22 protein-coding genes and 1 tRNA gene are annotated in these 26989 nt (G+C 73.5%); 4 read left to right on the plus strand and 19 right to left on the minus strand.

The window, feature by feature from the left end:
• Positions 1-66: 66 nt before the first annotated feature.
• The 14 genes from hpnH to ACGH2B_RS02660 form a co-directional block, all read right to left on the minus strand.
• Entirely contained in the window at positions 67-1089 is a 1023-nt protein-coding gene (gene hpnH, locus ACGH2B_RS02595) for an adenosyl-hopene transferase HpnH (RefSeq protein WP_399083389.1), read from the minus strand.
• Between the two features lie 5 nt (positions 1090-1094).
• Entirely contained in the window at positions 1095-1748 is a 654-nt protein-coding gene (locus ACGH2B_RS02600) for a 1-hydroxy-2-methyl-2-butenyl 4-diphosphate reductase (protein WP_399083392.1), read from the minus strand.
• The gene (gene shc, locus ACGH2B_RS02605) at positions 1748-3739 is read right to left on the minus strand and encodes a squalene--hopene cyclase (protein WP_399083395.1); all 1992 of its coding nucleotides are present in this window, start codon (positions 3737-3739) and stop codon (positions 1748-1750) included. Before shc ends, ACGH2B_RS02600 begins: the two co-directional genes overlap by 1 nt.
• Before the next feature lie 104 nt (positions 3740-3843).
• Positions 3844-4941: a polyprenyl synthetase family protein gene (locus ACGH2B_RS02610; RefSeq protein ID WP_399083397.1), complete on the minus strand. Its 1098-nt coding sequence runs from the start codon at positions 4939-4941 to the stop codon at positions 3844-3846.
• 20 nt (positions 4942-4961) lie between these two features.
• Positions 4962-6383 (minus strand): hydroxysqualene dehydroxylase HpnE, encoded by a 1422-nt coding sequence (gene hpnE, locus ACGH2B_RS02615; RefSeq protein WP_399083400.1) that lies wholly within the window; start codon positions 6381-6383, stop codon positions 4962-4964.
• Positions 6384-6480: 97 nt separating this feature from the next.
• Positions 6481-7428, minus strand: a complete 948-nt coding sequence (gene hpnD, locus ACGH2B_RS02620; RefSeq protein WP_399083403.1) for a presqualene diphosphate synthase HpnD — start codon at positions 7426-7428, stop codon at positions 6481-6483.
• Positions 7425-8351 carry a squalene synthase HpnC gene (gene hpnC / locus ACGH2B_RS02625; RefSeq protein ID WP_399083406.1) on the minus strand — a complete coding sequence of 309 codons (927 nt, stop codon included), beginning with the start codon at positions 8349-8351 and terminating at the stop codon, positions 7425-7427. The genes hpnD and hpnC overlap by 4 nt, the downstream gene beginning before the upstream one ends.
• A 356-nt stretch (positions 8352-8707) precedes the next feature.
• Positions 8708-9511, minus strand: coding sequence for an ABC transporter ATP-binding protein (locus ACGH2B_RS02630; RefSeq protein WP_399083409.1), 804 nt, complete (start codon positions 9509-9511; stop codon positions 8708-8710).
• Positions 9504-10442 carry an ABC transporter permease gene (locus ACGH2B_RS02635; protein ID WP_399083412.1) on the minus strand — a complete coding sequence of 313 codons (939 nt, stop codon included), beginning with the start codon at positions 10440-10442 and terminating at the stop codon, positions 9504-9506. The genes ACGH2B_RS02630 and ACGH2B_RS02635 overlap by 8 nt, the downstream gene beginning before the upstream one ends.
• Positions 10443-10521: 79 nt before the next feature.
• Complete coding sequence (locus tag ACGH2B_RS02640; RefSeq protein WP_399096633.1) at positions 10522-11403, minus strand: glycosyltransferase family 2 protein; 882 nt, start codon at positions 11401-11403, stop codon at positions 10522-10524.
• A gap of 17 nt (positions 11404-11420) precedes the next feature.
• Entirely contained in the window at positions 11421-12200 is a 780-nt protein-coding gene (locus tag ACGH2B_RS02645) for a CDP-alcohol phosphatidyltransferase family protein (protein ID WP_399083415.1), read from the minus strand.
• Positions 12178-13239, minus strand: coding sequence for an iron-containing alcohol dehydrogenase family protein (locus tag ACGH2B_RS02650; protein ID WP_399083418.1), 1062 nt, complete (start codon positions 13237-13239; stop codon positions 12178-12180). The genes ACGH2B_RS02645 and ACGH2B_RS02650 overlap by 23 nt, the downstream gene beginning before the upstream one ends.
• Complete coding sequence (locus ACGH2B_RS02655; protein ID WP_399083421.1) at positions 13227-13964, minus strand: sugar phosphate nucleotidyltransferase; 738 nt, start codon at positions 13962-13964, stop codon at positions 13227-13229. The genes ACGH2B_RS02650 and ACGH2B_RS02655 overlap by 13 nt, the downstream gene beginning before the upstream one ends.
• On the minus strand, positions 13961-15775 hold the full coding sequence (locus ACGH2B_RS02660) for a DUF5941 domain-containing protein (protein ID WP_399096636.1): 1815 nt from the start codon (positions 15773-15775) through the stop codon (positions 13961-13963). Before ACGH2B_RS02660 ends, ACGH2B_RS02655 begins: the two co-directional genes overlap by 4 nt.
• Before the next feature lie 547 nt (positions 15776-16322).
• Here ACGH2B_RS02660 and idi point away from each other — a divergent pair.
• Positions 16323-16934: an isopentenyl-diphosphate Delta-isomerase gene (gene idi / locus ACGH2B_RS02665; RefSeq protein ID WP_399083424.1), complete on the plus strand. Its 612-nt coding sequence runs from the start codon at positions 16323-16325 to the stop codon at positions 16932-16934.
• On the opposite strand, the gene ACGH2B_RS02670 is transcribed toward idi, so the two are convergent.
• From ACGH2B_RS02670 to ACGH2B_RS02685, 4 genes are all read right to left on the minus strand, one after another.
• On the minus strand, positions 16867-17415 hold the full coding sequence (locus ACGH2B_RS02670; protein ID WP_399096639.1) for an ATP-binding protein: 549 nt from the start codon (positions 17413-17415) through the stop codon (positions 16867-16869). The genes idi and ACGH2B_RS02670 overlap by 68 nt on opposite strands.
• Positions 17416-17514: 99 nt before the next feature.
• Positions 17515-18219, minus strand: a complete 705-nt coding sequence (locus ACGH2B_RS02675) for an HdeD family acid-resistance protein (protein ID WP_399083427.1) — start codon at positions 18217-18219, stop codon at positions 17515-17517.
• A gap of 134 nt (positions 18220-18353) precedes the next feature.
• Positions 18354-18427, minus strand: a tRNA-Met gene (locus tag ACGH2B_RS02680).
• Positions 18428-18490: 63 nt separating this feature from the next.
• Positions 18491-20134: an ABC-F family ATP-binding cassette domain-containing protein gene (locus ACGH2B_RS02685; RefSeq protein WP_399083430.1), complete on the minus strand. Its 1644-nt coding sequence runs from the start codon at positions 20132-20134 to the stop codon at positions 18491-18493.
• Positions 20135-20188: 54 nt separating this feature from the next.
• On the opposite strand from ACGH2B_RS02685, the gene ACGH2B_RS02690 reads away from it, so the two are divergent.
• The 3 genes from ACGH2B_RS02690 to ACGH2B_RS02700 all read left to right on the plus strand — a co-directional run bounded on the left by ACGH2B_RS02690 (position 20189) and on the right by ACGH2B_RS02700 (position 24539).
• Complete coding sequence (locus ACGH2B_RS02690; RefSeq protein WP_399083433.1) at positions 20189-20956, plus strand: enoyl-CoA hydratase/isomerase family protein; 768 nt, start codon at positions 20189-20191, stop codon at positions 20954-20956.
• A gap of 115 nt (positions 20957-21071) precedes the next feature.
• Positions 21072-21941 carry a hypothetical protein gene (locus tag ACGH2B_RS02695; RefSeq protein ID WP_399083436.1) on the plus strand — a complete coding sequence of 290 codons (870 nt, stop codon included), beginning with the start codon at positions 21072-21074 and terminating at the stop codon, positions 21939-21941.
• 189 nt (positions 21942-22130) lie between these two features.
• Positions 22131-24539, plus strand: a complete 2409-nt coding sequence (locus tag ACGH2B_RS02700; protein WP_399096642.1) for a Tex family protein — start codon at positions 22131-22133, stop codon at positions 24537-24539.
• Between the two features lie 321 nt (positions 24540-24860).
• Here the strand turns inward: ACGH2B_RS02700 and ACGH2B_RS02705 are convergent, their stop codons facing one another.
• Positions 24861-26933 (minus strand): FUSC family protein, encoded by a 2073-nt coding sequence (locus ACGH2B_RS02705; protein ID WP_399083439.1) that lies wholly within the window; start codon positions 26931-26933, stop codon positions 24861-24863.
• Between the last annotated feature and the right edge of the window lie 56 nt (positions 26934-26989).

Raw genomic sequence — 26989 nt, forward strand, 5'->3', positions numbered from 1 at the left:
GCCGCCGGGCCCGGTACGGCCCGGGGGACGTGCGCCCCCCGGGCCGTACCGGCGCGACCGCGCGACTCAGTCACGGTTGCTCGCGACGGTCTCGCGCGCCGCGCGCAGCGACTCCTTGAGCGACCCCATGGTGGCGAGCACCGCGGTCGGCTCGTAGCCGCAGTGCGCCATGCAGTTGGCGCACCGCGGGTCCTTGCCGCGGCCGTACTTCTCCCAGTCGGTCTCCTCGATCAGCTCCCGGTACGTGGGGACGTAGCCGTCGCTCATCAGGTAGCAGGGGCGCTGCCAGCCGAAGAGGGAGTAGTTGGGGATCGCCCACGCGGTGCACGGGAAGTCCGCCTTGCCCTCCAGGAAGTCGAGGAAGAGCGGGCTGTGGTTGAGGCGCCAGCGGCGGCGGTTGCCCCCGGCGAACGCCTTCTTGAACAGCTCCCGGGTCTGCTCGACGCCGAGGAAGTGCTCCTGGTCGGGCGCCTTCTCGTAGGCGTAGGCGGGCGACAGCATCATCTCGTCGACCTGGAGGTCGTCGTTGAGGAAGTTCAGTACCTCGATGATGGTCTGCGGGGTGTCGGTGTTGAAGAAGGTGGAGTTGGTGGTGACCCGGAAGCCGCGCCGCTTGGCCTCCTTGATCGCGGCGACCGCCTCGTCGAAGACGCCCTCCTTCGCGACGGACTCGTCGTGGCGCTCGCGCATGCCGTCGATGTGCACCGCGAAGGCGAAGTACCGCGAGGGCGTGAACTTCTCCAGCTTCTTGCGGAGCAGCATCGCGTTGGTGCAGAGGAAGACGTATTTCCGCTTGGCCACCAACTGCCGGACGATCTCATCGATCTGAGGGTGCATCAGGGGTTCGCCGCCGGCGATGGAGACCATCGGGGCGCCCGATTCCAGCACCGCCCCCACCGCCTGCGCCACCGGCATCCGCTGTTTGAGCACGCCCGCCGGGTGCTGGATCTTCCCGCACCCCTCGCATTTGAGATTGCAGGCGAACAGCGGCTCCAATTCGACGATCAGCGGAAACTTGTCGCGCTTCCGCAGCTTCTGTTCAAAGAGATAGGTCCCGACCCGGACGGACTGGCGGAGCGGCATGGCCATCTGGCTCACCTCCAGGGGAGCAGCAAAGAACGGTGCCATTCGAAGAACACAGGAAGGACTGACCGCAGGACGCGGAAGGCCGATATTCCTCCGCGCAGGGTCGCCAGGCGCAGCAGTTCATGTTCTGGAGCGTCCACGACCACCCGGACGGCCGCAACCGGACGGTCACCCGCCGCCCGCGCCGCACGCAGCGTCGCGGCGGACTCCATGTCCACCGCGACCGCGCCCGCGGCGTGCAGCGCCGCCCGCTCCGCACCGCGTACCACGTGGTCACTGCCCTGCAGCAGCCCCGTGTGGACGGTCAGCCCGCGCGAGCGCAGCGCCTCGGCCAGCGGACCGCCGTGACAGGCCACGTCGGATGCGTCCGGTCGGTGGTCGCGGGTCCGCTCGGCCACCACCACGTCGCCGGGGCGCATGCCCGGGGCGAGCCCGGCGCAGAAGCCGCTGGCGATCACCGGGGAGTGCGCGGTGGGCGCGCCCGGGGCGAGCGCCCGTGCCATGGCGCGTTCGGCGGCGTGCGGCCCCATGCCGGTACGGAGCGTGACCCGCGCGGGCGCGCCGGCGCCGCGGCCCCCGCCGCGCAGCGCGAACCGCTCGATGCCGAGCGCACAGGCGACCAGCAGCGGCGGTCCGCCCTCCGGCGGGGGCCGTCGGGGCATCAGGCCCCCAGGGACGCGGGGGCCGGTCCGCCGCCCAGGTAGCGGCCCAGCGCCGTCAGCGGGAAGACCTGGCGGTAGAGGTGGTAGTTGATGGAGAAGTCCCAGGGGAAGCCGGTACCGGTGAAGTGCGGCTCGTCCCAGGACCCGTCCTCCCGCTGGGTCCGGACCAGCCAGGACACACCGCGCCGGACGGCCTCGCTCTCCCGCTCCCCGGCGGCCAGCAGCGCCATCAGCGCCCAGGCGGTCTGCGAGGCGGTGGAGGCGCCGCGGCCCGCCCACGCCTCCTTGTCCTGGTAGGAGCGCTGGTCCTCGCCCCAGCCGCCGTCGGTGTTCTGCACCCGTTCCAGCCAGGCGACGGCGCGCCGGATCGCCGGATGCGAGGCGGGCAGGCCCGCCGCGGCGAGCGCGGGCACCACCGAGCCGGTGCCGTAGAGGTAGTTGGTGCCCCAGCGGCCGAACCAGGCGCCGTCCGGCTCCTGCTCCGCCAGCAGCCAGGCCAGGCCCCGGCGGGCGCGCGGATGACCGGCGCGGCCCAGGTCGGCGAGCATCTCGACGACATGGGCGGTGACGTCCGCCGACGGCGGGTCGATGACCTCCCCGAAGTCGCAGAACGGCAGGCGATTGGGGAACGGGCTGGTGTTGTCGGCGTCGAACGCGCCCCACGCGCCGTTCTTCGACTGCATCCCGGCGCTCCACCGCGCCCCGCGCGCCACGGCCTCCTCGACCCGCCGCGGGTCCGGGTGGACGACGCGGCGCAGCGCGAGGACCACCTCGGCGGTGTCGTCGATGTCCGGGTAGTTGTCGTTCTCGAACTCGAAGCCCCAGCCGCCGGACGGGAGGTGCGGGCGGCGGACCGTCCAGTCGCCGGGGCGGTCGATCTGCTCGGCGAGCATCCAGTCCGCGGCCTTGACCAACTGCGGGTGGTCGGCGGGCAGTCCGGCGTCGGCGAGGGCGATGGTGGCCAGGCAGGTGTCCCAGACCGGCGACTGGCACGCCTCGATCATCCGGGAGCCGTCCTCACGCCACACGGCGAAGCGGTCCAGGGAGGCCAGGCCCGCCTTGAGGACCGGGTGGCCGAGGTCGTAGCCGAGCAGGTGCAGGGCGATGACGGAGTAGACGGCGGGCGGCTGGATGCCGCCCCAGCAGCCGTCGTTCTCCTGGCGTTCGATGATCCAGCGGGCCGCGGAGCGCATCGCGGCGGCGCGCACCGGGCGGACGGCGACCTTGCGGTAGAGGTGCAGCGCCCTGTCCAGGCGCTGGAAGAGGCCGTCCCAGCTCGTCGGCGGCGCGAGCGGGCGCGGCGGGTTCGGGACGGCCGGGTCGGTGTGCAGCTCGTCGAGGGCGAACGGCGCGGGGCGCACCGGGCGCTTGGCCGAGACGATGGTGAGCGGCACGATCGTCTGCCGCGCCCAGCACCCGAAGTCGTAGATGTTGAGCGGGAACCACTTCGGGAGGTGGATCAGCTCCGGGGGGAGTTCGGGGAGGTCGTCCCACTTCCACCAGCCGAAGAGGGCCAGCCAGATGCGGGTGAAGACGCGGGTGGCGGCGATCCCGCCCGCCTGGCGGACCCAGGCTGCGGCGCGCGCCATGTGCGGGGCGTCGGGGGCGTCCCCGGCGAGCCGCAGCGCGACGTACGCCTCGACGGTGGCGGAGAGATCGCCGGGCCCGCCGTGGAAGGTGGCCCAGGTGCCGTCCTCGCCCTGCTGACCACGGATGTGGCGGGCGGCGGCGTCGGTGGTGTGCGCGTCCCGGATACCGAGGAACTGACGGAGCATCAGGTCCTCGGCGTCCATGGTGACGTTGGTCTCCAGGTCGCCCTTCCACCATCCGGCGGGGTCCTGGACGGAGAGGAGGTACGCGGTGGCGCGCTCCGTGGCGCGCCGGGCCCGCTGTGCGATGCCCGCCGGTTCTTCGGTGCGGTCGGCGGCATCACCGGCCGAGGGGGCCCGGGGCGGCAGGGCCCCGGTGCTTCCGTCGGTCGTCGCTGTCATGGCTTCCCCTTCTGCAGTGAACTGTGAAGCGTGCTCAGGGATTCCGTCGGCCGGCGCCCGGCTGGCACCGGCCGGCGACTGCGATCAGTTCGTGTCGATAGTGCTCATCTCTGTCGGACGACGACGAAGTCCGCGAGCGCGACGAGCTGCGCGCGGACCTTCTCGGGCATCTCGATCTCGTCGAGCGCGGCGATCGCGGTGGCGTGCTGGCGGCGGGCCTCCTCCGAGGTCCACGCCCGGCCGCCGGCCTCCTCGATCAGCGCGGCGCGGGAGGCGAACTCCTCCTCGGTGAAGTCCGCGATCTCGTTCTCGGTCTTCTTCGCGTCGGCCGCCAAGATCTCGGCGAGGCGGCGCGAGGCCGGGCCGCCGTCGTCCAGCGCGGCGACGACCGGCAGCGACTTCTTGCGCTGCCGCAGATCGCTCCAGGTCTGTTTGCCGGTGGACTCCGGGTCGCCCCAGATGCCGAGCAGGTCGTCGATCGCCTGGAAGGCGAGGCCGAGGTGGTAGCCGTACTTCTCCAGGGTGTCGGCGGTGTGGTCGTCGGCGCCGCCGAGCACCGCGCCGATGGAGACCGCGCAGGCCAGCAGCGCGCCGGTCTTGTTGCCCTCCATCTCCAGGCACTCCGCGACGGTGACCCGCTCCCGGTGCTCGTACGAGATGTCCTGCGCCTGCCCGTCGATCAGCTTGCGGGTGGCGGAGGTCAGCCGGCGGGTGGCGCGGCCGGCCTCGACGGTGCCCAGCTCCAGCAGGAGTTCGTTGGCGAGGGCGAAGAGGGCGTCGCCGACCAGGATCGCCTGGGCGGGACCGTGCACCTTCCAGACCGTGTCGCGGTGGCGGCGCTGCTCGTCGCCGTCCATCAGGTCGTCGTGGAGCAGCGAGAAGTTGTGCACCAGCTCGACGGCGACCGCGCCGGGGATGCCGACCTCCGGCGCCGCGCCCGCGGCCTCGGCGGACAGCAGGGAGAGCGCGGGACGTACCGCTTTGCCGCCGTCGCCCGCCGAGGGGTGGCCCGCGGCGTCGATCCACCCGAAGTGGTAGGCGGCGACGGTGTCCATGGGAGGAGCGAGTCTGTCCACGGCGGCACGCAGCACGGGAGTGGCGAGCGTGCGCCCGCGCTCCAGCAGCGCGGTGACGCTCTCGGTGTCGATAGCTGGGGAAGCCGGATTCACGGTTTCTCCTCTGTTTCCGATGCTCGTGCTCATGCGAGCGCTGGTGCTCGTTGTCATGCTGCCTCCCGGGGCAGCCGGCCCTGGGGGAAGCCGAGGTCGGTGAGCGCGTGGCGCGCGGCCGCGTGGCCGCTGCGGACAGCGCCTTCCATGGTCGCGGGCCACCCGGTGGCGGTCCACGCACCGGCCAGGAACAGGCCGGGAGTACGGGTACGGGCGGCGGGGCGGAGCCTGCCGACGCCCGGGGTGGGCGCGAACGTCGCGGTGCGTTCGCGGGTGACGAAGAAGTCGCGGACGCGGGCGCCGCGCGCCGCGGGCAGCAGCCGTTCCAGCTCCGGCAGGTAGCGGGCGCGCAGCTTGGCGACCGGCTCCCCGATCTCCTGCTGCGCGGCCGACTGCGACACCGCGAGGTACTGGCAGCCCGCGCCCTCGGGCAGCTCGGCGAGGCCGGAGGTGTCGGTGCGGTCGAAGACCCACTGGACGGGCGAGCCGATGGCCGCGAAGAACGGGCGGCGCAGCACCTTGCGGTCGTAGACGACGTGGAGGTTGAGGATCGGCGCGGTGCCGATGCCGAGCAGCCGGTCCTGGTCGTCGAGGGTGCCCTCGGGCAGCAGGGCGTGGGTCTCGCGCTGCGGCAGGGCCGTGACGACGGTCCCGGCGTCGAGCGCCGCGTCGGCGTCCGGCCCGTCGGCGACGGCGACCCGCCAGCCGGACTCCGTACGGGTGAGGCCGGTGGCGCGGGTGCGCAGCAGGACGCGGACCCCGGCCTTCTCCAGAGCGGTACGGGCGAGGGTGTCGTGGACGTCGCCGAGCGGGACGCGGGCCCAGCCGATGTCGGCGGCGCCGGGCGCGGAGAGCAGCCCGGTCCTGAAGACCTTGGCGGCGAGGCCGAGGGAGGCGTCCGGCGCGACGGCGTTGAGGGTGGCGACGCCGACGAGGTCCCACAGCGCCTCGACGGTACGGGCGGACTGGCCGTGGCGCCGCAGCCAGCCACCGAAGTCGACCGCGTCGAGCGCCGGGTCGTCCGGGTCGAGCGCCTTGAGCGCGAGGGTGGCGCGGACCACCGCGGCGCGCTCGGCGAGGGTCAGGTGCGGGTAGCGGGCGAGGCTGCCCGCGAGGTGCAGCGGGACGGGCAGCGCGGTGCGCCGCAGCCGGCCGAGACGCATCCGGTCGGCGTCGAGGACGGGCACGTCCATCCGGTCCTGGAGCGGCACCAGGGCGGTGGCGCCGAGCCGTTCCAGGAAGGTGCTGTAGGCGGTGCAGCAGCGCAGGAAGACGTGCTGGCCGTTGTCGACGCTCAGCTCACCGCCGCCGAACTCGCGGCGGAAGGAGAAGACCAGACCGCCCAGCCGCGGCCGGCCCTCGACGAGGGTGACGGGCACCCCGGCGTCGGCGAGCGCCAGCGCGGCGGCGGTACCGGCCAGCCCGCCGCCGATCACCACCGCACCACTCGCGGGCCGTGCTCCGGCCGTCGTCATACGTCCTCCTCCGCTGCCGTCCGCGGGGACGCGGTGCGTACCGGGAGGGTTGTCCCGGGAGCGGCCGTCACCGGGCGACCGGTGGTGCGGGGGCCCATCAGCGCCTCCCGGCGGTACGGCGGCCCACCGCGCGCGCGTCCAGCCCGGACAGCCCGCGCACCGCGACGAACGCCTTCTCCCGGCCCGGCAGCGACACCCGGCCGCGGAGCACGGCCTCCGGGTCGTCGGCGATACGGGTCAGCAGCCGGTGGTAGATCCCGGCCATCGCCGCGACGCAGGCGCCGCTGCGGCGGTCGAGCATCGGCAGCAGCCGGAAACCCTCGGCGAACAGGGCGCGGGCGCGTTCGGCCTCGAAGTGCACCAGCCCGGCGAAGTCCGCGCCGGGCGGCGCCACGGGCGCGTCGAACCCGGCCGAGCAGCCGAACGCGGCGAGGTCGTCGGAGGGCAGGTAGGTGCGGCCGTTGGCGGCGTCCTCGCGGACGTCGCGCAGGATGTTGGTGAGCTGGAGGGCGAGGCCGAGGGTGTCGGCGTACTCGGGGGCGCGCGCGGCGTCCGGCGCGCCGGGCACCGTGCCGAACACACCGAGCGAGAGCCGGCCGATCGCCCCGGCGACGCAGCGGCAGTAGAGCTTCAGCTCGTCCCACGTGCGGTAGGTCTCGCCGCGGACGTCCATCAGGACGCCGTCGATCAGCTCGTCGAGCCCGCCCAGCGGCAGCGGGAAGCGCCGGGCGGCGTCGGCGAGGGCGACGGCCACCGGATCGGTGTCGTCCTCCTCGACCGTGCCGTCCTTGATCCGGTCCAGCAGCGCCCGGGTGTCCTCCAGCCGGACGCGCTTGGCCTCCGGCTCCAGGGAGCCGTCGCCGATGTCGTCGACGCGGCGGGAGAAGGCGTAGAGCGCCGACATGGCCTGCCGCTTGGCGACCGGCAGCAGCCGGATGCCGTAGGCGAAGTTCCGGGCCTGATGCCCGGTGACGGCCTCGCAGTAGCGGTACGCGGCGAGCACCGGCGCGGATGTCTGTGCGGTTTCCTCCACGGTCCGACTCACCCCTCTCTTCGCAATGTCGCCCCCACCGCGCGCAGCAGGCTGAGCTTGGTCGGCTTGGGCGGTCCGGGGAGTACGTCGTGGTCGGCGCCGGCGATGGCCCGCAGCGCGGCGCGCCCGCCGCCGACGAAACCGGCCAGCAGCAGCCGCAGCCGGCCGTGCACGCTGTGCACCAGGGGCGCTCCGGCGTCCAGCAGCCGCGCGGCGCGGTCCGCCTCGTGGGCGATGAGCGCGCGCACGGCGGGCGAGGCGTGCGGCGCGGCCAGGTCCGCCTCGGTGACGCCGAAGCGCCGCCGGGTCTCCTCGGGGAGGTAGATCCGGTCGCGGGCCAGGTCCTCGGCGACGTCCTGGAGATGTTCGACGATCTGCAGCGCGGTGCAGATCTCGTCGGAGCGCCGGACGCGTTCGGGGCTGGTGGTACCGGTGATGCCCAGGACGAGACGGCCGACGGGGTTGGCGGACAGCTCGCAGTACGCGTCGAGCTCCGCGGCGGTCGCGTAGCGCGAGACCCGCTGGTCCTGGCGGTTCGCCTCGATCAGGCCGAGGAAGGGCCCGGGGGTCAGCCCGCAGCGGCGGACGGTCGGGCCCAGCCGGCGCAGCAGCGGGTGGCGGGGGCCGGGGGCGCGGTCGCTGAAGACGCGGTGCAGGTCCGCCTCCAGGGCGTCGAGCAGTGCGAGGCGGTCGTCGGCCTGTGCGCGCCCCAGTCCGAGGAGGACGGCGTCGCCGCCGCCGGGGGCGAGGTCGCCGTCGCCGATGTCGTCGACCAGCCGGGCGTAGCCGTAGACCGCCATCAGGTCTCCGCGCCAGGCGCGGGGCAGGAAGAAGGGCGCGACCGGGAAGTTCTCATGGGCGGCCTGGTCGAGGACGGCGCGCGAGGGGTCGTCCACCGGCCGGCCTGCGGGGGCCTGGGCCGTTTCTCGGCTCACCGAAGTCTGCCCGGCGCGTTTCGGAGCCGGAGCGGTCCAGTAGCCATTGCCGTCACGTCTCCCGTTCTACACCGCCAAGCTAAAACATCCCATTTCGGACACGCTACGCCCGAAGGGACCGTTCGATGCTCAGAAATGGCGAGCATTGCCCGACTTATACCACTTATTCTGATCAGTACCCGTACAGCTTACGCCGTAGATCTTCACGGCGGGTAACCGGGTCCGGAGCCCTCGGCCCCCGCCCGGCTCAACGGCGCGCGGGGCCCAACCGTTCCGGGAACGGCCGGAGTTGACCGGCCCGTGACGACCGCAGGGCCCCCGCGAGCGCGCTCGCGGGGGCCCGGGCCGGAGGCGGACTACTTGCCCGACTCCTTTTCGTACGCCTTGATGACCTCGTCGGTCGGGCCGTCCATCAGCAGCTCGCCCTTCTCCAGCCACAGCACACGGTCACAGGTGTCCCTGATCGACTTGTTGTTGTGGCTGACCAGGAAGACCGTACCGGCCTCCTTGCGCAGCTCACGGATGCGGGCCTCGGAGCGCTTCTGGAACTTCCGGTCGCCGGTGGCCAGCGCCTCGTCGATCATCAGCACGTCGTGGTCCTTCGCCGCGGCGATGGAGAACCGCAGGCGGGCCGCCATACCGGACGAGTAGGTACGCATCGGCAGCGAGATGAAGTCGCCCTTCTCGTTGATGCCCGAGAAGTCGACGATGCCCTGGTAGCGCTCGCGAATCTGGTCGCGGGACATGCCCATCGCCAGGCCGCCCAGCACCACGTTCTTCTCGCCGGTCAGGTCGTTCATCAGCGCGGCGTTCACGCCGAGCAGCGACGGCTGGCCGTCGGTGTAGACCTTGCCGCGCTCGGCCGGGAGGAGACCGGCGATGGCCCGCAGCAGCGTCGACTTGCCGGAGCCGTTGGAGCCGATCAGCCCGATGGCCTCGCCGCGGTACGCGGTGAAGGTGACGCCCCGCACCGCGTGCACCTCGCGGACGCTGCCGCCCGGCTTGCGGCGGATGATGCGGTTGAGCGCCGCGGTGGCGCTGCCCTTGCCGCTGCTGCCGCCGTAGACGCGGTAGACGATGTGCAGATCGTCGGCGATCACGGTGGGGGTGGCCGGGGCCGCCTGCGCGGTGGCCCCGGTTTCCTGCTGCTGCTCAGCCACGGCCGTAACGCTCCTCAGCCTTCCAGAAGTACACGAAGCCCGCGGCGCCGACGAGCAGCGCCCAGCCGAGAGCCAGCGCCCAGACGTGCGGCGGCAGGTCCGCGTGGTTGAAGCCGTGACCCATCAGCGAGTACCGCATCAGGTCGATGTAGACCGACGCCGGGTTCGACGCCAGCAGATCGATCATCCACTCGGGGGCGTGCTTGTCCCGGAGCTGCTCGGTCAGGTTGTACATGACGCCGGACGCGTACATCCACGTCCGCATGATGAACGGCAGCAGTTGCGCGAGGTCCGGGGTCTTCGCACCGGCACGCGCCATGATCATAGCCAGGCCGGTGTTGAAGACGTACTGGAGTACGAGTGTGGGGAACACCAGCAGCCACCCGAGCGACGGGTAGTGGCCGAACCCGAGCAGGACGATGACCAGCACGATCATCGAGAACAGCAACTGCTGGAGCTGCTGGAGCGCGAACGAGATCGGCAGCGAGGCGCGCGGGAAGTGCAGCGCGCGCACCAGACCGAGGTTGCCGGAGATCGCCCGGACACCGGCCATCGCCGAGCTCTGGGTGAAGGTGAAGACGAAGACACCGGTCACCAGGAACGGGATGTAGACGTCGTTCGTCATGCTGCCCCGGCCGCCCATGAGCAGACCGAAGATGAAGTAATACACCAGCGCGTTGAGCAGCGGCGTCGCCACCTGCCAGACCTGGCCCAGCTTCGCCTGGCTGTACTGCGCGGTCAGCTTGGCGCTGGAGAAGGCGGCGATGAAGTGACGCCGGTTCCACAACTGCCGTACGTATTCGAACAGGCCGGGCCGGGCTCCGCTCTGCGACAGCCCGTACTTCTGGGCGAGCTGGGCAGGGGTGAGCCCGTCGTCGGGGGATGGCGGGGCACTCATGGCGACCGCACTGTCGTGCGTGGTCTCGCTCACAGTTGACACTTTCGTCCTCAAGGTGCGCTGCCGGGGCCACGCCCCGGCTCGCGCCTGATGCTCTCAGATATTGAGCTTGTCAGATGACGGGAGGGCGACCCAGCCGGGTCAGGCGCCACACGGTACGCCACTTCATGGGACGCCTGGGGCCGCAGGGGGTCGTCCAGCCCTCCTTGAAGCCCGCCAGCCAGACGCGCAGCGCCGGCAGCGAGGGACGACGGGCCAGCGTCAGCAGGAACCAGACACCGAGATAGACCGGAACCAGCAGCGCGGGCAGATTGCGCCGGGCCAGCCAGACGCGGTTGCGGGCCACCATCCGGTGGTAGACCGCGTGCCGGCTCGGCGCCATCGTCGGGTGGAGCAGCAGCATGTCCGCGCGGTAGTCGACCAGCCAGCCCGCGTCCAGCGCGCGCCAGGCCAGGTCGGTCTCCTCGTGCGCGTAGAAGAAGTCATCGGGCAAGCCGCCGACCTGCGCGAACACCGCTGTGCGGGCCGCGTTGGCGCCGCCGAGGAAGGTGGTCACGCGCGAGGAGCGCATCGGGTCGGAGGCGCGCAGCCGCGGGACGTGGCGGCGCTGGGTCTCGCCGGTGTCCGGGTCGGCGATCCGGAAGCTGATGATGCCCAGCTTCCCGTCCGCGGCGAACGCCTCGCGGCACAGCTCGGCGGTGTCCGGCCGGGCCAGCAGTCCGTCGTCGTCGAGGAAGAGCAGGATGTCGACGTCGGTGCCGCCGGGGCCGAACGCCTCGATGCCGACATTGCGGCCCGCCGGGATGCCGACGTTCTCCGGCAGCTCGACGGTGCGCACCGTCAGCCCGGGGACGTCCAGCTCGGGCAGGGGTGAGCCGTTGCCGACCACCACCACCTCCACCGGCTCGCCCTCCTGCTTGGCGACCGAGTCCAGCAGCGCGCGCAGCTCCTCGGGGCGGTTGCCCATGGTGAGGATCACCGCGCCGACCGTCATCTTCTGAGGAGTCTTCGTCACTTGAGCCTGCTGGAAGCGAGGATGGACACGAGGTGGAGCAGCGTCTGGAGGAGCGCGATACCGGCGAGCACCGCGACGCCCAGCCGCGAGAAGAACAGGTCGCCCCGGGCGGCGTCCACGATCGCGAGGAGAAGGATCAGCAAGGACGCCTCGACGCCGAGGACCAGCCGGTGGAACTTGAGCGCCGCGGCCGCCTTGCGGGCCAGCGCCATACCGGAGGAGCGCGGCTCGGCCGCCGACTCCTTGACCGGCGGCAGTCCCTGCTGGTGCCGGGCGACGCCGACGAGGTCGGTCTCCGCCTTGATCAGGATCGCGCCGAGCGCGGCGAGGGTGCCGAGGAAGGCCCACAGCCAGTCGATGCGGCCGGTGCCCCACAGGTCGGCGGCGCGCAGACCGAAGCCGACCAGGACCGCGGCGTCGCACAGATAGGCGGCGACGCGGTCCAGGTAGACACCGGACATCGAGTACTGCTTCTTCCAGCGGGCGATCTCACCGTCGACACAGTCGAACAGCAGATACAGCTGGACCATCACCACGCCGAGCACGGCGCCCCAGATCCCCGGCACCAGCAGGGCCGGGGCGGCGAGGGCGCCGGCGACGGTCATCACGTAGGTCAACTGGTTGGGCGTGACCTTCGTGTTCACCAGGTGCCGGTCGATGCGGAGGGAGATCTCGCGCATGTAGAGCCGGCCGGCCCAGTGCTCGCCGCTCCGCCGGTCCTTCACACCCGGAGGGTGAACGACCGGCCGGAGCTCAGCTACGGATGGTTTTGGCATAGTCGGCGTATGCGTCCCTGATCTCGTCGGTGGACAGGTCCAGGTGTTCCAGGATGGTGTACCGGCCCGGCCGGGTCTTCGGGGCGAACTCGACGACCTGGACGAACTCCTCGTCCGTGAAGCCGATCTCGCCCGGCGTGACCGGCAGACCGTGCCGCTGGAGCGCCTCGACCATCAGCGAGGACGTCTCCGCGTCCCCGCGCAGGTGCGTGGCGAACGCGGCGCCGAGGCCGCACTGCTCGCCGTGGCTCGCCGCCCGCTTGGGGAAGAGGATGTCGAAGCCGTGGTTGATCTCGTGGCAGGCGCCGGAGGCCGGCCGGCTGTCGCCCGCGACGGACATCGAGATGCCGGTGAGGACGAGGCCCTCGGCCAGCACCTGGAGGAAGTTGTCGTCGCCGACGCCGCCGGGGTGGCGCAGCACCGCCTCACCGGCCTGGCGCGCCATCGCGGCGGCCAGCCCGTCTATCGCCTCGCCGTTCTCCTGGTGAGCCAGCTCCCAGTCCGCGACCGCGGAGATGTTGGAGATGGCGTCACCGATACCGGAGCGGACGAAGCGGACGGGCGCCTCGCGGATGATGTCGAGGTCGATGACGACGGCGATCGGGTTGGGCACCCCGTAGGAGCCGCGGCCCGCGTCGTTGTCGAGGGTGGCGACCGGCGAGCACAGGCCGTCGTGCGACAGGTTGGTCGCGACGGCGACGAGCGGCAGGCCGATCCGCGCCGCGGCGTACTTGGCGCAGTCGATGATCTTGCCGCCGCCGAGGCCCACGACGGCGTCGTAGTGCCCCTTCTTCATGGCGTCGCCGAGCTTGATCGCGTCGTCGAGCGTGCCGCCGCCGACCTCGTACCAGTCCGCGCCGGGCAGCGCGGGGGCCAGCCGCTCCCGCAGCCGGGCGCCCGAACCGCCGGAGATGGCGATCGCGAGCTTCCCGGATGCGGAGATGCGCTGATCGGCCAGCAGGCCCGCCAGGTCGTCCAGGGCGCCGGCGCTGATGTCGACGACGACCGGGGACGGAATGAGGCGGGTCAGTACTGGCATGCGATCTCACGGCCCTTCGCGAGGTCGTCGTGGTTGTCGATCTCGACCCACTTGACGTCGCCGATGGGGGCCACGTCGACCTGGAAGCCGCGGCCCACCAGCTCCTGGTAGCCGTCCTCGTAGTAGAGGTCGGGGTCGCGCTCGAAGGTGGTCTTGAGGGCGTCGGCCAGCTCGTCGGCGGCGGAGCCCTCGATGAGGGTGACGCCGATGTACTCGCCGGTCGCCTCGGCCGGGTCCATCAGCTTGGTGATCTTCTGGACGCCCTTGGCCGGGTCGGCGACGACCTTCATCTCCTCGTCGGCGAGCTGCTTGACGGTGTCCAGCGCGAGGATGATCTTCTGGCCGTTGCCGCGGGCGGCGAGCAGCGTCTTCTCGACGGAGACCGGGTGCACGGTGTCGCCGTTGGCGAGGATCACGTCGTGCTTGATGGCGTCACGGCCGCACCACAGGGAGTAGGCGTTGTTCCACTCCTCGGCCTTGTCGTTGTCGATGAGCGTCAGCTTGAGGCCGTACTTGGCCTCCAGGGCGGCCTTGCGCTCGTAGACGGCTTCCTTCTTGTAGCCGACGATGATCGCGACCTCGGTCAGGCCGATCTCGGCGAAGTTGCCGAGCGTCAGGTCCAGGATGGTCGTGTCCCCGTCGACCGGCACCAGAGCCTTGGGCAGGGTGTCGGTGTAGGGGCGCAGACGCCGTCCGGCGCCGGCGGCCAGCACGAGGCCGATCATGCGGGTTCTCCTTCATCGTGAACGGCGGGTGCGCCGGTCTTCGCGGCACGCACCCAGAAGCGGATGCTCTCGACGAGCACCAGCAGGCCCAGCGCGCCGGCGAGTACCGCGAGCGCGAGGGGGAAATCCGAGGGGGACAGCGCGGCGGCCAGGACGGTGACGACGAGGACGCGTCCCTCGCTGCCGCCGGCCGCCCGCACCAGCCACCGCGGCGGCGCACCGCTGCCGCCGCGGATGCGGTAGACCGCGTCGTAGTGATGGTAGGCGACCGCCGCGACCAGGCCGAACGCCGCCGGCAGCGCGCCGTGCGCGCCGCTGCGGGCGGCGAGCACGAGGATCGTGAGGTACTCGGCGGCGCGCAGGAACGGCGGCACCAGCCAGTCCAGGGCGCCCTTGAGCGGGCGGGCCACGGCGGCGCCGGTCAGCAGCGCGGCGCAGCAGGCGAGACCGACGGTGCGCCAGGAGGCCGGGTCGTCCTCGAAGACCACCGCGACCAGCAGGACGGCGGCGGCGAGGAAGGCCATGACCGGGGCGAGGAACGAGCCGGTGCGGCCGCGCCCGCGCATCGGGCGGGCGATCAGTTCGGCGAGCGCGCCGGTGTCGGCGAGGTCGGCCAGCGCGCGGGCTGCGCGGTCGGTGCGCCGGGCCCGGCGGGTCAGCGAGCGCAGCACCCGGCCGGCGGTGGTGTAGCAGGCGGCCAGCGCGCAGCCGATGAGCAGTACGCAGAAGACGATGCGGGGCGTGGTGCAGGCGGTGAGGACGGCGATCAGCGCCCAGCGTTCACCGATCGGCAGGACGATCATGCGGCGCGCCCAGACGGTCCAGCCGACGCTGTCGAGCCGGTCGGAGAGGGCGGCGGTGGGGCTGGTGTTGGCCGTCGCGTCGTGGTTGGCCTCGTTGAACGAGAAGTCGACCACGTGCCGGCAGGTCTGGAGGATCATCGCGCCGAGCGCCAGCGCCCAGACGTCGTCGCCGCCGCGGGCCGCGCCGAGGGCGAGACCGGCGTAGTAGGCGTACTCCTTGGCCCGGTCGAAGGTGGCGTCGAGCCAGGCGCCCATCGTGGAGTACTGCAGGGAGTAGCGGGCGAGCTGCCCGTCGGTGCAGTCGAGGACGAAGGAGAGGAGCAGCAGCACACCGGCGGCGATGAAGCCGCCGCGGGTGCCGGTGGCCGCGCAGCCCGCCGCGATCAGCGCGGTGAGCAGCGAGGCGGTGGTGACCTGGTTCGGGGTCAGACCGCGCCGGGCGCACCAGCGGGCGAGGTAGCGGGAGTACGGGCTGATGCAGTGCGTGGTGAAGAACCCGTCGCGGGACTTGACCGCGCTGCGCAGCCGCACCGCCTCCTCGTCGACCGCGGCGACGGCCTCCCGGGCCTCCTCGCGGGCGGCCGGGGTGAGCGGGACGGCGGCGACCAGGCTGCCGGGCTCGATGCGCGTCAGGCCGACGTCGGCGCGTTCCAGGGCCTCGGTGAGGGTGCCGGTGAGGACGTCGGTGAGGTGGGCGCTGCCGGCGCCGACGGGGATACGGGTGGCGGCGCGGTCCAGCGCGGCGCGGGCCGCGGGCTGCACGGTGAGCGCGCCGTCGACGGCGGCGGCCGGGAAGCGGGGGTCGGTGAGCGCGAGGCGCAGGGTGTGCCGGTGGCCGACGAAGCGGGGGTCCACGACGGCGATCCGCTCATGGGCGGGGGCCGCGGCGATCAGCTCGGCCGCGGACGCGGGGTCCTGCGCCGTACGGATGTCGAAGCCCAGCGCGCGCAGATCGCCTTCGAGCGGCGACCCGGCGACCGGCGGACCGGTGAGGATGGCGGTCGACAGACGAACTCACTCCTTGAATGCTGACAAGGCCGCGCCGGCCGGTCCGCATTCGGCACGAACTACCCGGGCAGTGGGCGCGGCACACCTCGCCCCAGGGGGCCGGTGGCACGTCGGCAGAGGCTATCGGATGCGGGTTGCGGCCGTTCACCGCGGATTCACCGCACGATCGGGTGACCGACGGCTGCGCCTGCCGCGATCATCATGGTGGATCGGGTGGCGCCGGAACAACTGGCGGCCGGGGCGACGGCACGTTCCGGCGCCGGTTATGCGGGGGCTGGTCACAGGTGGTGCGGGTTGTTCCGTGACGCGTCCGGCACCCCGCCGGGGCCGCACGGATGCCCTGGTCGCGAAGGTGCCGGGTCCGCGCGGGGGTGTGGACCTTCTCACGGGCCGGGCGGCGGCGGACGCGAACGGGGCGCCGCCGGGCGCGCGGCGCGGGGCGTTCGGGGAGGGCGGGGCCCGGTACGCGCCACCGCGTGCCGCTGAGACCGTGACGGGGACGGCGGTGGGGCAGACTTGGCGTCGAAGACCGACGACAAGGATGGGCATGCCGATCACACCTGCCAACGGACAGACCGCCGAACTCGCGGCGGTGAACGCACCGGGCGGCGACGCCGGGCCGATCATGCTGGAGCTGGTCGACGAGGACGGCACGACGATCGGCACGGCGGAGAAGCTCGCCGCCCATCAGGCCCCCGGGCAGTTGCACCGCGCGTTCTCGGTCTTCCTCTTCGACGAGCAGGGGCGGCTGCTGCTCCAGCGCCGGGCGCTGGGCAAGTACCACTCCCCCGGCGTGTGGTCCAACACCTGCTGCGGTCACCCGTACCCGGGCGAGAAGCCGTTCGCGGCGGCCGCGCGCCGGACGGCGGAGGAGCTGGGGCTGGCACCGTCGCTGCTGGCCGAGGCGGGCACGGTGCGCTACAACCACCCGGACCCGGCGTCCGGTCTGGTGGAGCAGGAGTACAACCACCTCTTCGTCGGGCTGGTGCGCGAGACGCCCCGGCCGGATCCGACGGAGATCGGGGAGATCGCGTTCGTGACGCCGGACGAGCTGGCGAAGCGGCACGCCGAGGGGCCGTTCTCCGCGTGGTTCATGACCGTGCTGGACGCGGTGCGTCCGGCGGTGCGGGAGCTGACGGGCCCGGCGGCGGGCTGGTAGGGGGCGCGGCGGCCGGCCGGGCCGCCAGCGGGAACTCCGCCCAGATGATCTTGCCACCGCCGGGTGTCGGGGCGACGTCGCAGACGCCCCCGGCCTCGGCGGTGACCGTCTTGACCAGCCACAGCCCCCGGCCGCCGAGATCGCCCTCGTCGGCTTCGAGCGCTTTCGGACAGTAGGGGTGGTTGTCCGCGACGGCGAGGCGCAGCCGCCCGTGGCCGAGGTCGACGCGTACCGCGATCTCGGGTGAGAAGAGGGCGGCGTGCTGGACGGCGTTGGTGACGAGTTCGGAGACGATCAGCAGCAGGCCGTCGTGGACGGCGGGGTCGAGGGGGACCCGCCGCTCGGCGAGCAGATCCCGGACGGCGTGCCGGGCCAGCGGTACCGAGGCGACGTCGAGCGGTGCGGTGAAGCGCCAGGTGCCTTCGCAGGCGGGCGGCGCGGTCAGTTCCTCTTGGGGGCCGGCGGGTGGTCCGGGAGGCATCCTCACAGGTCGAGTGTTGGGAAGGCGCCGGTCCGGCCCGGCCAACTGAACACAAGTCAGCACCAATCGACGACTCCTGACCGATTCAGAGCGATGGACTCATTCGGATGACCGGTCCTGGCGCTTTTCTTTCTTCGTCAGTGAACTCCAGGGCGCGGTGGACGAACGTTCCGAGCCATTCGCCACGCCTGCTTCCCGCCGGTCCGCCCCGTCGTGCCGTCCCTCCTCGACCAGCCCGACGATCCGGCGTCCGCCGAACCCCATCGCGAAGAGCCCGAGCCCGTCGAAGAGCAGCGCGAGGGAGATGAAGACGCCCAGGACGTAGCGGCTGCTGTGCGGCCAGTCGCCGAGCACCAGGATGCCCAGCAGCAGATCGAAGGCGCCCTGCACCAGCGTCCACCCGAACTGCGCGCCGCGTACCACCACGCCGCCGACCAGCCGGAACACACCACCGGTCAGGAAGAGCAGCGCGGCGAACATGGTCAGCGCCGCCGCGGCCACATCCGGCCGGACGATCACCACGACGCCGGCGGCGAGGTTCAGCGCCGCCACGATGACCGCCAGCCAGACGAAGTTCGTCCCGCGCGACTGGAAGGCGTGCAGCAGCCCCACCGCACCGCCGATCAGCAGCAGCCAGCCGAAGAGGAGCATCGAGGTCAGGGTGGCGAGACCGGCGTATACCAGGCCCACCGCGCCCGCGGCGACGAGGACGACGCCGAGCGCCATCAGCCTGCCGAAGCCGCGGCCCAGCTCGGCGGAGCGCCGCTGCTCCGGCGTACGGTCCCGCGTGGATCTGCCGGTCATCGCCGCCTCCTCGAAAACCCGATTCGTCCTGGTATACCGCGTTTCGGCGGGCGGGGCAGGGTGAGCGGGAACGGGCACGGCGCCCGGGAACGAGGAAGGCCCGGTGCCATGGGCACCGGGCCTTCCTCGTCAAGTAGCGGGGACAGGATTTGAACCTGCGACCTCTGGGTTATGAGCCCAGCGAGCTACCGAGCTGCTCCACCCCGCGTCGGTTCGCCCCACAGTACGGGCCGGCCGGCGCAGGGCCAAATCGGTGACCGGAGACCGCCCGTCACACCGTCCGGTCGGTGACCGTCCCGGCGTCGACCTCGATCCGGCGGGTGGTGTGCACCGCGTCCAGCATCCGCCGGTCGTGGGTGACCAGCAGCAGCGTGCCGCCGTACGACGCGAGCGCGGACTCGAGCTGTTCGATGGCGGGCAGGTCGAGGTGGTTGGTCGGCTCGTCCAGGACGAGGAGGTTGACGCCGCGGCCCTGGAGGAGGGCGAGGGCGGCGCGGGTGCGCTCCCCCGGCGACAGGGTGTCCGCCGGCCGCAGCACATGCGCCGCCTTCAGCCCGAACTTCGCCAGCAGGGTCCGTACGTCCGCCGGGGCCATCTCGGGGACGGCGGCGCGGAAGGCGTCCATCAGCGGGGCGTCGCCGGTGAAGAGGCCGCGGGCCTGGTCGACCTCGCCGACGACGACGCCGGGGCCCAGCGCCGCGGCGCCCGCGGTCAGCGGGAGGCGGCCGAGGAGGGCGGCGAGCAGCGTCGACTTGCCGGAGCCGTTGGGGCCGGTGATGGCGACGCGGTCGCCCCAGTCGATCTGGAGGTCCACCGGGCCGAAGCGGAAGGTGCCGCGCTCCGCCTCGGCGGCGCGCAGGGTGGCGACCACGGCTCCGGCGCGGGGCGCGGCGGCGATCTCCATCCGCAGCTCCCACTCCTTGCGCGGCTCCTCGACGACGTCGAGCCGGTCGATCAGGCGCTGGGTCTGCTTCGCCTTGGCCGCCTGCTTCTCGGTGGCCTCCACCCGGCCCTTGCGGGCGATCTTGTCGTTGTCGGTGGCCTTGCGGCGGGCGTTGCGGACGCCCTTGGCCATCCAGTTGCGCTGGGTGTGCGCACGGGCCTCCAGGGACGCCTTGGTGTCGGCGTACTCCTCGTACTCCTCGCGGGCGTGGCGGCGGGCCCGCTCGCGTTCCTCCAGGTAGGAGGTGTAGCCGCCGCCGTAGGTGGTGACCTGCTGCTGGGCCGGATCCAGTTCGACGACGGAGGTGACGGTGCGGGTCAGGAACTCGCGGTCGTGGCTGACCAGGACCGTGCCGGCGCGGAGTCCGGAGACGAAGTCCTCCAGGCGGCGCAGTCCGTCGAGGTCGAGGTCGTTGGTCGGCTCGTCGAGGAGGAAGACGTCGTAGCGGGAGAGGAGGAGGGAGGCGAGGGAGGCGCGGGCGGCCTGGCCGCCGGAGAGGGCGGTCATCGGGTGGTCGAGGCCGGTGGTCAGGCCGAGCTGCGCGCAGGTCTCCTCGGCGCGTTCGTCGAGGTCGGCGGCGCCGAGGGCGAGCCAGCGCTCCAGGGCGGTGGCGTACGCGTCGTCGGCGCCGGGGCGTTCGTCGACCAGCGCCTGGGTGGCGGTGTCCAGGTCGGTCTGGGCGCGGGCGACGCCGGTGCGGCGGGCGAGGAAGGCGCGGACCGACTCGCCGGGGCGGCGGTCGGGCTCCTGCGGGAGGTGGCCGACGGTGGCGGTGGGCGGGCTGAGGGCGAGGGAGCCCTGCTCCGGGGTGTCGAGGCCGGCGAGGAGGCGCAGCAGGGTCGACTTGCCCGCGCCGTTGGCGCCCACGAGGCCGATGACGTCGCCGGGGGCGACGACGAGGTCCAGGCCGGAGAAGAGGACGCGTTCACCGTGGCCGGCGGTGAGGTCCTTGGCGATGAGGGTGGCTGACATCAGACCGCCGATCGTAGCGGCCCGGCCGCCGGGCGACCGCTCTAATATCCGGGCATGGAACCGGGCCTGAACACCTATGTCAGCGACGGCACAGCGACCGTCGTCCTCCGCAATCCCGCCAAGCTCAACGCGATGACGCCGCGGATGTGGCGGGAGCTGCCGCCGCTGCTGGCGCGGCTGGCCGCGGACGGGTCGGTGCGGTCGCTGGTACTGACCGGCGAGGGCGGAACGTTCTGCGCCGGTGCGGACATCGCGTCGCTGCGCGCGGGCGCGGGCGAGGCGCAGGAGCTGTCGGTCGCGGCGGAGGAGGCGGTGGCCGCGTTCCCCCGGCCGACGCTGGCGGCGATACGGGGGCACTGTGTGGGCGGCGGGGCGCAGTTGGCGGCCGCCTGCGATCTGCGGTTCGCCGAGGAGGGCGCGGTGTTCGGGGTGACGCCCGCCAAGCTGGGCGTGGTCTATCCGGCGTCGGCCACCCGGCGGCTGGTGCGGCTGGTGGGTCCGACGGCCGCCAAGTATCTGCTGTTCTCCGGGGAGTTGATCGACTGTGCGCGGGCGCTGCGGACCGGTCTGGTCGACGAGGTGAGCGCGGCGGGCGGGCTGGACGCGCGGGTCGCGGAGTTCACCGCCGTCCTGGCGAGCCGGTCGTCGGTGACGCAGACGGCGGCGAAGGAGCTGGTCGACGGGGCGGGGCACGTCCCGCCGGAGGAGGCCGAGCGCCGCGCCGCGCACTGGGCGGCCCGCGCACAGGCGAACGGCGACACCGCGGAGGGCGCCGCGGCGTTCCTGGAGCGGCGGACGCCACGGTTCGGGCCGGCGCTCTGAGGGGCGGCGGGCAGGGGCCCGGGGGCCGGGTCCGGGGGCCGGGTCCGGGGGCCGGGCGTCCCGCCCGCCCCCACCGCCCTTCCGGCCATACCAACGGGTCGGTAACCTTCCGGGTATGACCTCTGCGACCTCCCTGGCGCCGCGCGCCGGACGGCACTGCCACCACGTCGTCAACCCGTTCCACTCGGCGCACTACTTCTCCCCCGACCTCGGCGTCGAGCTGGCGAAGCTCGGGGTCGAGGACCGCGGCGCCGGATACTTCGCCGTCCGCGCCGCCGCCATGGGGGCGGTCGGGCCCGGCACGGTCACCGCGACGTTCTACAACTTCAGCCACACGCTGGTCGCCCGGCACGTCCCCGCCGTCTGGGAGAAGGTGACGCCCGAGGCCGTGCTGGAGGCGCGGCTGCGGGCGGCCGACACCACGCTGCGGCGGCTGCTCGGCGAGGAGGCGCTGGCGTCGCCGGAGATGGCCGAGGCCGCCCGGCTGGCGCTGCGCGCCGCCGAGGCGGGCACCCGGTATGCCCGGCCGCTGTTCGCCGCCCACGCCGACCTGCCCGTCCCCGAAGCGCCGCACCTGGCGTACTGGCACGCCGCGACGCTGCTGCGCGAGCACCGCGGCGACGCCCATCTGATGGCGCTGCTCGACGCGGAGCTGGACGGCCTGGAGGCGCTGGTCACGCACAACGCCAGCGGCCGGGGCATGAGCTACCTGGGCGTCATGCGCACCCGCGGCTGGAGCGAGGCGGAGTGGGCCGCCGCGCAGGAGCGGCTGCGCGGGCGCGGACTGCTGGACGCCGACGGCGAGTTGACCGAGGCGGGGGTGGCGCTGCGCGAGTCCCTGGAGGACACCACCGACCGGCTGGACCGGGCGCCGTACGAGCACCTCGGCGCCGAGGGCGTGGCCCGGCTCACCGAGCTCGGCGGGGCGTTCACGCAGGCGGCGATGGCGGCGGGCGCGTTCCCGGCCGAGCTGTTCGGCCGGTAGACCGCTCTCCCCGGGCCGCGCGCCCGTCCGCCGCTCCCGTACGGGGACGGCGGACGGGCGTGCGGCTTCTCACACCCCGGTGCTCCCGGCCGGGCGGTGCGACACCGCGACCGGTGAACCTGCACAATGCAGGCTCAAGCGAGCGCTGGAAGGCGGGTCTGGTTCAACGTGACGGCATCCACCGAGGTCATGGTGTCCATCGAAGCGAGGATCGCCGGGGAGCTCGGCGTCAAGGAGCGGCAGGTGAGCGCCGCGGTCGCCCTGCTGGACGGCGGCTCGACCGTCCCGTTCATCGCGCGCTACCGCAAGGAAGCCACCGAGATGCTCGACGACGCGCAGCTCCGCGCGCTGGAGGAGCGGCTGCGCTACCTGCGGGAGCTGGAGGAGCGGCGCACCGCGATCCTGGAGTCCGTACGGTCCCAGGGGAAGCTGGACGAGGCGCTGGAGGCGCGGATCCGGGGCGCGGAGTCCAAGGCGCGGCTGGAGGACATCTACCTTCCGTACAAGCCGAAGCGGCGGACGAAGGCGCAGATCGCGCGGGAGGCGGGGCTCGAACCGCTCGCCGACGGGCTGCTCGCCGACCCGTCGGTCGCGCCGCAGGCGGCAGCGGCGGCGTTCGTGGACGCGGACAAGGGCGTCGCCGATCCGGGTGCGGCGCTGGAGGGCGCGCGGGCCATCCTCACCGAGCGGTTCGGCGAGGACGCGGACCTCATCGGCGAGCTGCGGGAGCGGATGTGGTCGCGCGGCCGGCTCGGCGCGAAGGTCCGGGAGGGCAAGGAGGAGGCGGGCGCGAAGTTCGCCGACTACTTCGACTTCGCGGAGCCGTTCACCGAACTGCCCTCGCACCGGGTGCTGGCGATGCTCCGCGGTGAGAAGGAGGAGATCCTCGATCTCACGCTGGAGCCGGACGCGGAGCCCGTCGAGGGCCGTACGTCGTACGAGCAGGCCATCGCCGCGAAGTTCGGCATCGCGGACCGCGGGCGGCCGGCCGACGGCTGGCTGCTGGACACCGTCCGCTGGGCCTGGCGCACCCGCGTCCTGGTCCACCTCGGCATCGATCTGCGCCTGCGGCTGCGGCAGGCGGCGGAGGACGAGGCGGTCCGGGTCTTCGCGTCCAACCTGCGGGATCTGCTGCTGGCGGCGCCCGCCGGGACGCGCGCGACGATGGGGTTGGACCCCGGTTTCCGTACGGGGGTGAAGGTGGCCGTGGTGGACGCGACCGGCAAGGTCGCCGCGACGGAGACGATCTACCCGCACGTGCCGCAGCAGAAGTGGGACGCGTCGCTGGCGACGCTGGCGCGGCTGGCGAAGGAGCACGGCGTCGAGCTGATCGCGATCGGCAACGGCACCGCCTCCCGCGAGACGGACAAACTGGCCGCCGAGTTGATCGCCGCGCAGCCGGAGCTGAAGCTGACGAAGGTGATGGTCTCCGAGGCGGGCGCGTCGGTGTACTCCGCCTCGGCGTTCGCCTCGCAGGAGCTGCCCGGGATGGACGTGTCGCTGCGCGGCGCGGTCTCGATCGCCCGGCGGCTGCAGGACCCGCTGGCCGAACTCGTCAAGATCGACCCGAAGTCGATCGGCGTCGGCCAGTACCAGCACGACCTGTCCGAGGTGAAGCTGTCGCGCTCGCTGGACGCGGTCGTCGAGGACTGTGTGAACGGCGTCGGCGTGGACGTCAACACCGCGTCCGCGCCGCTGCTCTCGCGGGTCTCCGGCATCAGCTCGGGCCTGGCCGAGAACATCGTCGCGCACCGCGACAGCAACGGCCCGTTCCGCTCCCGCAAGGCCCTCAAGGACGTGTCGCGGCTCGGCCCGAAGGCGTACGAGCAGTGCGCCGGCTTCCTGCGGATCCGCGGCGGCGACGACCCGCTGGACGCCTCCAGCGTGCACCCGGAGGCGTACCCGGTGGTGCGCCGGATGGCCTCCGCGGCGGGCGGCGCGGTGGGCACGCTGATCGGCAACACCACGGTGCTGCGGTCGCTGCGCCCGGCCGACTTCGTCGACGAGACGTTCGGTCTGCCGACCGTCGGCGACATCCTCCAGGAGCTTCAGAAGCCGGGCCGCGACCCGCGTCCGGAGTTCCGGACCGCGACGTTCAAGGACGGCGTGGAGAAGATCGGCGACCTGACGCCGGGGATGGTCCTGGAGGGCGTGGTGACCAACGTCGCCGCGTTCGGGGCGTTCGTGGACGTCGGTGTCCACCAGGACGGTCTGGTGCATGTGTCGGCGATGTCGAAGACGTTCGTCAAGGACCCGCGTGAGGTGGTCAAGCCCGGCGACATCGTGCGGGTCAAGGTCCTCGACGTGGACATCCCCCGCAAGCGGATCTCGCTGACGCTGCGCCTGGACGACGAGGCCGGACGCGACGGGAAGACCGCGGGTGAGCGGCGTGGCGGCGGGGAGCGGCCGAGTGGTCAGCGGCCGGCCGGACGGCGCTCCGGCGGACGCGGCGACGCGCCCCGGTCGGGCGGCGGCGGACGCGGTGGCGACCGCCGCGGCGGCGGCCAGGGCCCGGCGCCCGCGAACGACGCGATGGCCGACGCGCTGCGCCGCGCCGGTCTGCTCGGCGGCGGCGAGGGCGGCGGCAAGCGACGCTGAACCGGGGGCCGGGCCGTGGCCCCGGCGTGCCGGAAGCGGGGCTTCGCGGGGGTTCCCGCGGGGCCCCGCTTCCGTGTCGTGGTGGCGGGGGTTCCGGTACGGGCCGGGGGCTGTGCCGTGGGGTGCCGGTCCAGGTCCCCGTACCGGTCGTGCGGGCGGCTTCCCCGCAGGCCGGTCGGCACCGGGGCCCGTACGAGGGCGAGGCCCTGAACGCCCGGTTCCGGCAGGACGGCGTCAGCCCTGGTCCGGCACCGCGGGCCTCCGTGTTCCAGCCCCGCGCCCCGGGGCATCGTCCCAGGTCCCGGCCGTTCCGGGGGTGGCTCAGGCCGCGCCCGTGTGGCCGCGCATCCGTTCCAGCTCGGCGGCCACGTCGGTGAGGGTGGCGCAGTCCGGGACGGGGGCGAGGGGGCGGTCGTGGCGGTGCGGGAGGCGGCGGCCGGGGTCGGCCAGGGCGTCGGCCATCGCCGACAGCGCCTCGCCCAGCCGGGCGGCCTCCTCGGGGCTCGGGCGGCGCGCGCCGTGGTCGATGCGGACGGCGGCGGCCGTCACGGCGTCGACGACGCGTTCGGCGGCGCCCAGGATCGCGGGCCAGTCGGGGGTACGGCCGCGGGCGGCGAGGAGTTCGGCGGCGGCGGTCTCGGCCGCCGTCCGGGCCTGACCCAGCGCGTGGTAGGCGTGGCGGCGCAGCGCCAGCCGTTCGGCGGTGGTCCCGGTGCCGGGGCCGGCCGCCAGCACGTGCCGCAGGTACACCTCGGTGGCGCGCAGCGCGGTGACCGCCCGCTGCGCGAGGCGGCGGCGCGGGTCGGCCAGGCGCGGCAGATGGCCGACGACGAGGACGATGCCGCAGGCGATGGCGGTGTCCGCGATCCGCTCCCCGGCCGCCTGAGGGTCACCGCCCACCCAGACGAACGCCAGCACCATGAAGGTGATCGCCGAGGTCTGCAGCGCGAAGTGGCGGGTGGCGAACGGCAGCACCGCGCCCCCGATGCCCGCGGCGAGCGCCGGCCACCAGGAACCGGACAGCAGCGCGCCGCCCAGCGCGAAGACCAGCACGCCCGCGACGGTCCCGGCGAAGCGGTTGACGGTCCGCGAGAACAGCGGGCCCAGATCCGGCTTGACCAGGAAGGTCGCGGTCGCCGGGAGCCAGTACCAGTGCTCGGGGTGGAGCAGCAGCGCGACCGCCGTGCTCGCGCCGATGCAGACGGCGACGCGCAGCCCGTAGTCGCGGGCGGCGCTCCCCAGCAGATCGCGGCCACGGCGGGTGCGCCGGTCCAGGAAGCCGCGGATCCGGCCGGACAGCGCCCGCCACGGCGCCAGGCGGCGCGGCCCGGGTGCCGTCGGCGCGGTGGCCGGGGCGGGCGGCGCGTCCGGGGCGGCGGGTACGGCCGCCGGTCCGGGCAGCCGGTGCGGCTCCCCCGGCCCGTACGCCGCCGAGGGCTCGGACCGGTCGAAGACCACCGCCGCGGCCAGCAGGGCCCGGTCGAAGGCGCCGCGGGCGGCCGAGCTGTTCGCGGGGGCGGAGAGGCGGCCGGGCGCCTCTCCGGTGCGCAGCGCGGCGGCGAACCGGCGGGGGCTCGCCGCGACCGCGGCGGGCAGCGGCCTGCCCTCCCACAGCAGCGCCACGCTCGCCTCGCAGAGCGCGGTCGCCGCCGCGAACCGCTCGCCCAGCAGCAGTTCCTCGGCACGGGGCGCGCGGCGCAGCAGCCGGTCGGTGAGGAGGCGCAGCCGCAGCGCCTCGTCGGCCCGGTCCAGGGCCGAGGTCAGGCGGCGCCGGGCCGGTTCCGCGTCCTCGCCGCCGACCGCGGTGAGCGCGTCGGCCAGCGCGTCGAAGACGGCGGCGACGGCGGCCCGCTCGCCCCCGAGGGCGCCGCCGGGCGGCCGTGGCGAGCGCAGGACCAGCCGCAACAGCAGCAACCAGGCGCACCCGGCGAGAACGTACAGGCTCTTCGCCCAGGGCGAGCCGGGCAGCGGCATGCCCGCGCCGAGGACGGCGGTGGCCAGCATCTGCATCCCGGCGGTGGAGCGGACCGGTCCGGCCACGCTCGCGGCGCCGGAGACGAAGGCGACGGCGCACAGCGCGGGCACCGTCCACCATCCGGCGTGCGCGGACTGCAACGAGGCGCCGATCAGGGTGCCGAGGCCGCAGGCGAGGGCGGGCAGTCCGATGTGGACCATGCCGGTGCGCCGGGTGCCGGGCCGGTCGTTGACCCCGGCCATCATCGAGCCGAGCCCGGTCAGGACGCCGGGCGCGGGGTGGCCGGTGGCGATCCCGGCGGCGAGCAGCGGCCCCGCGCAGAGCGCGCCGCGGACGACGGCGGGCCACGGCACGGGCAGGCGCTGCCAGCGGAACGGGTGGGCGAGCCAGGCGGGAACGGCACGCGGGGCGCGGGGCATGTGCCTCCTCAGTCGACGGATGACGAACACGATCCGAGGGGCGACATCGGCCGACG

The organism is Streptomyces sp. BBFR2 (assembly GCF_044497305.1).
Taxonomy (GTDB): domain Bacteria; phylum Actinomycetota; class Actinomycetes; order Streptomycetales; family Streptomycetaceae; genus Streptomyces.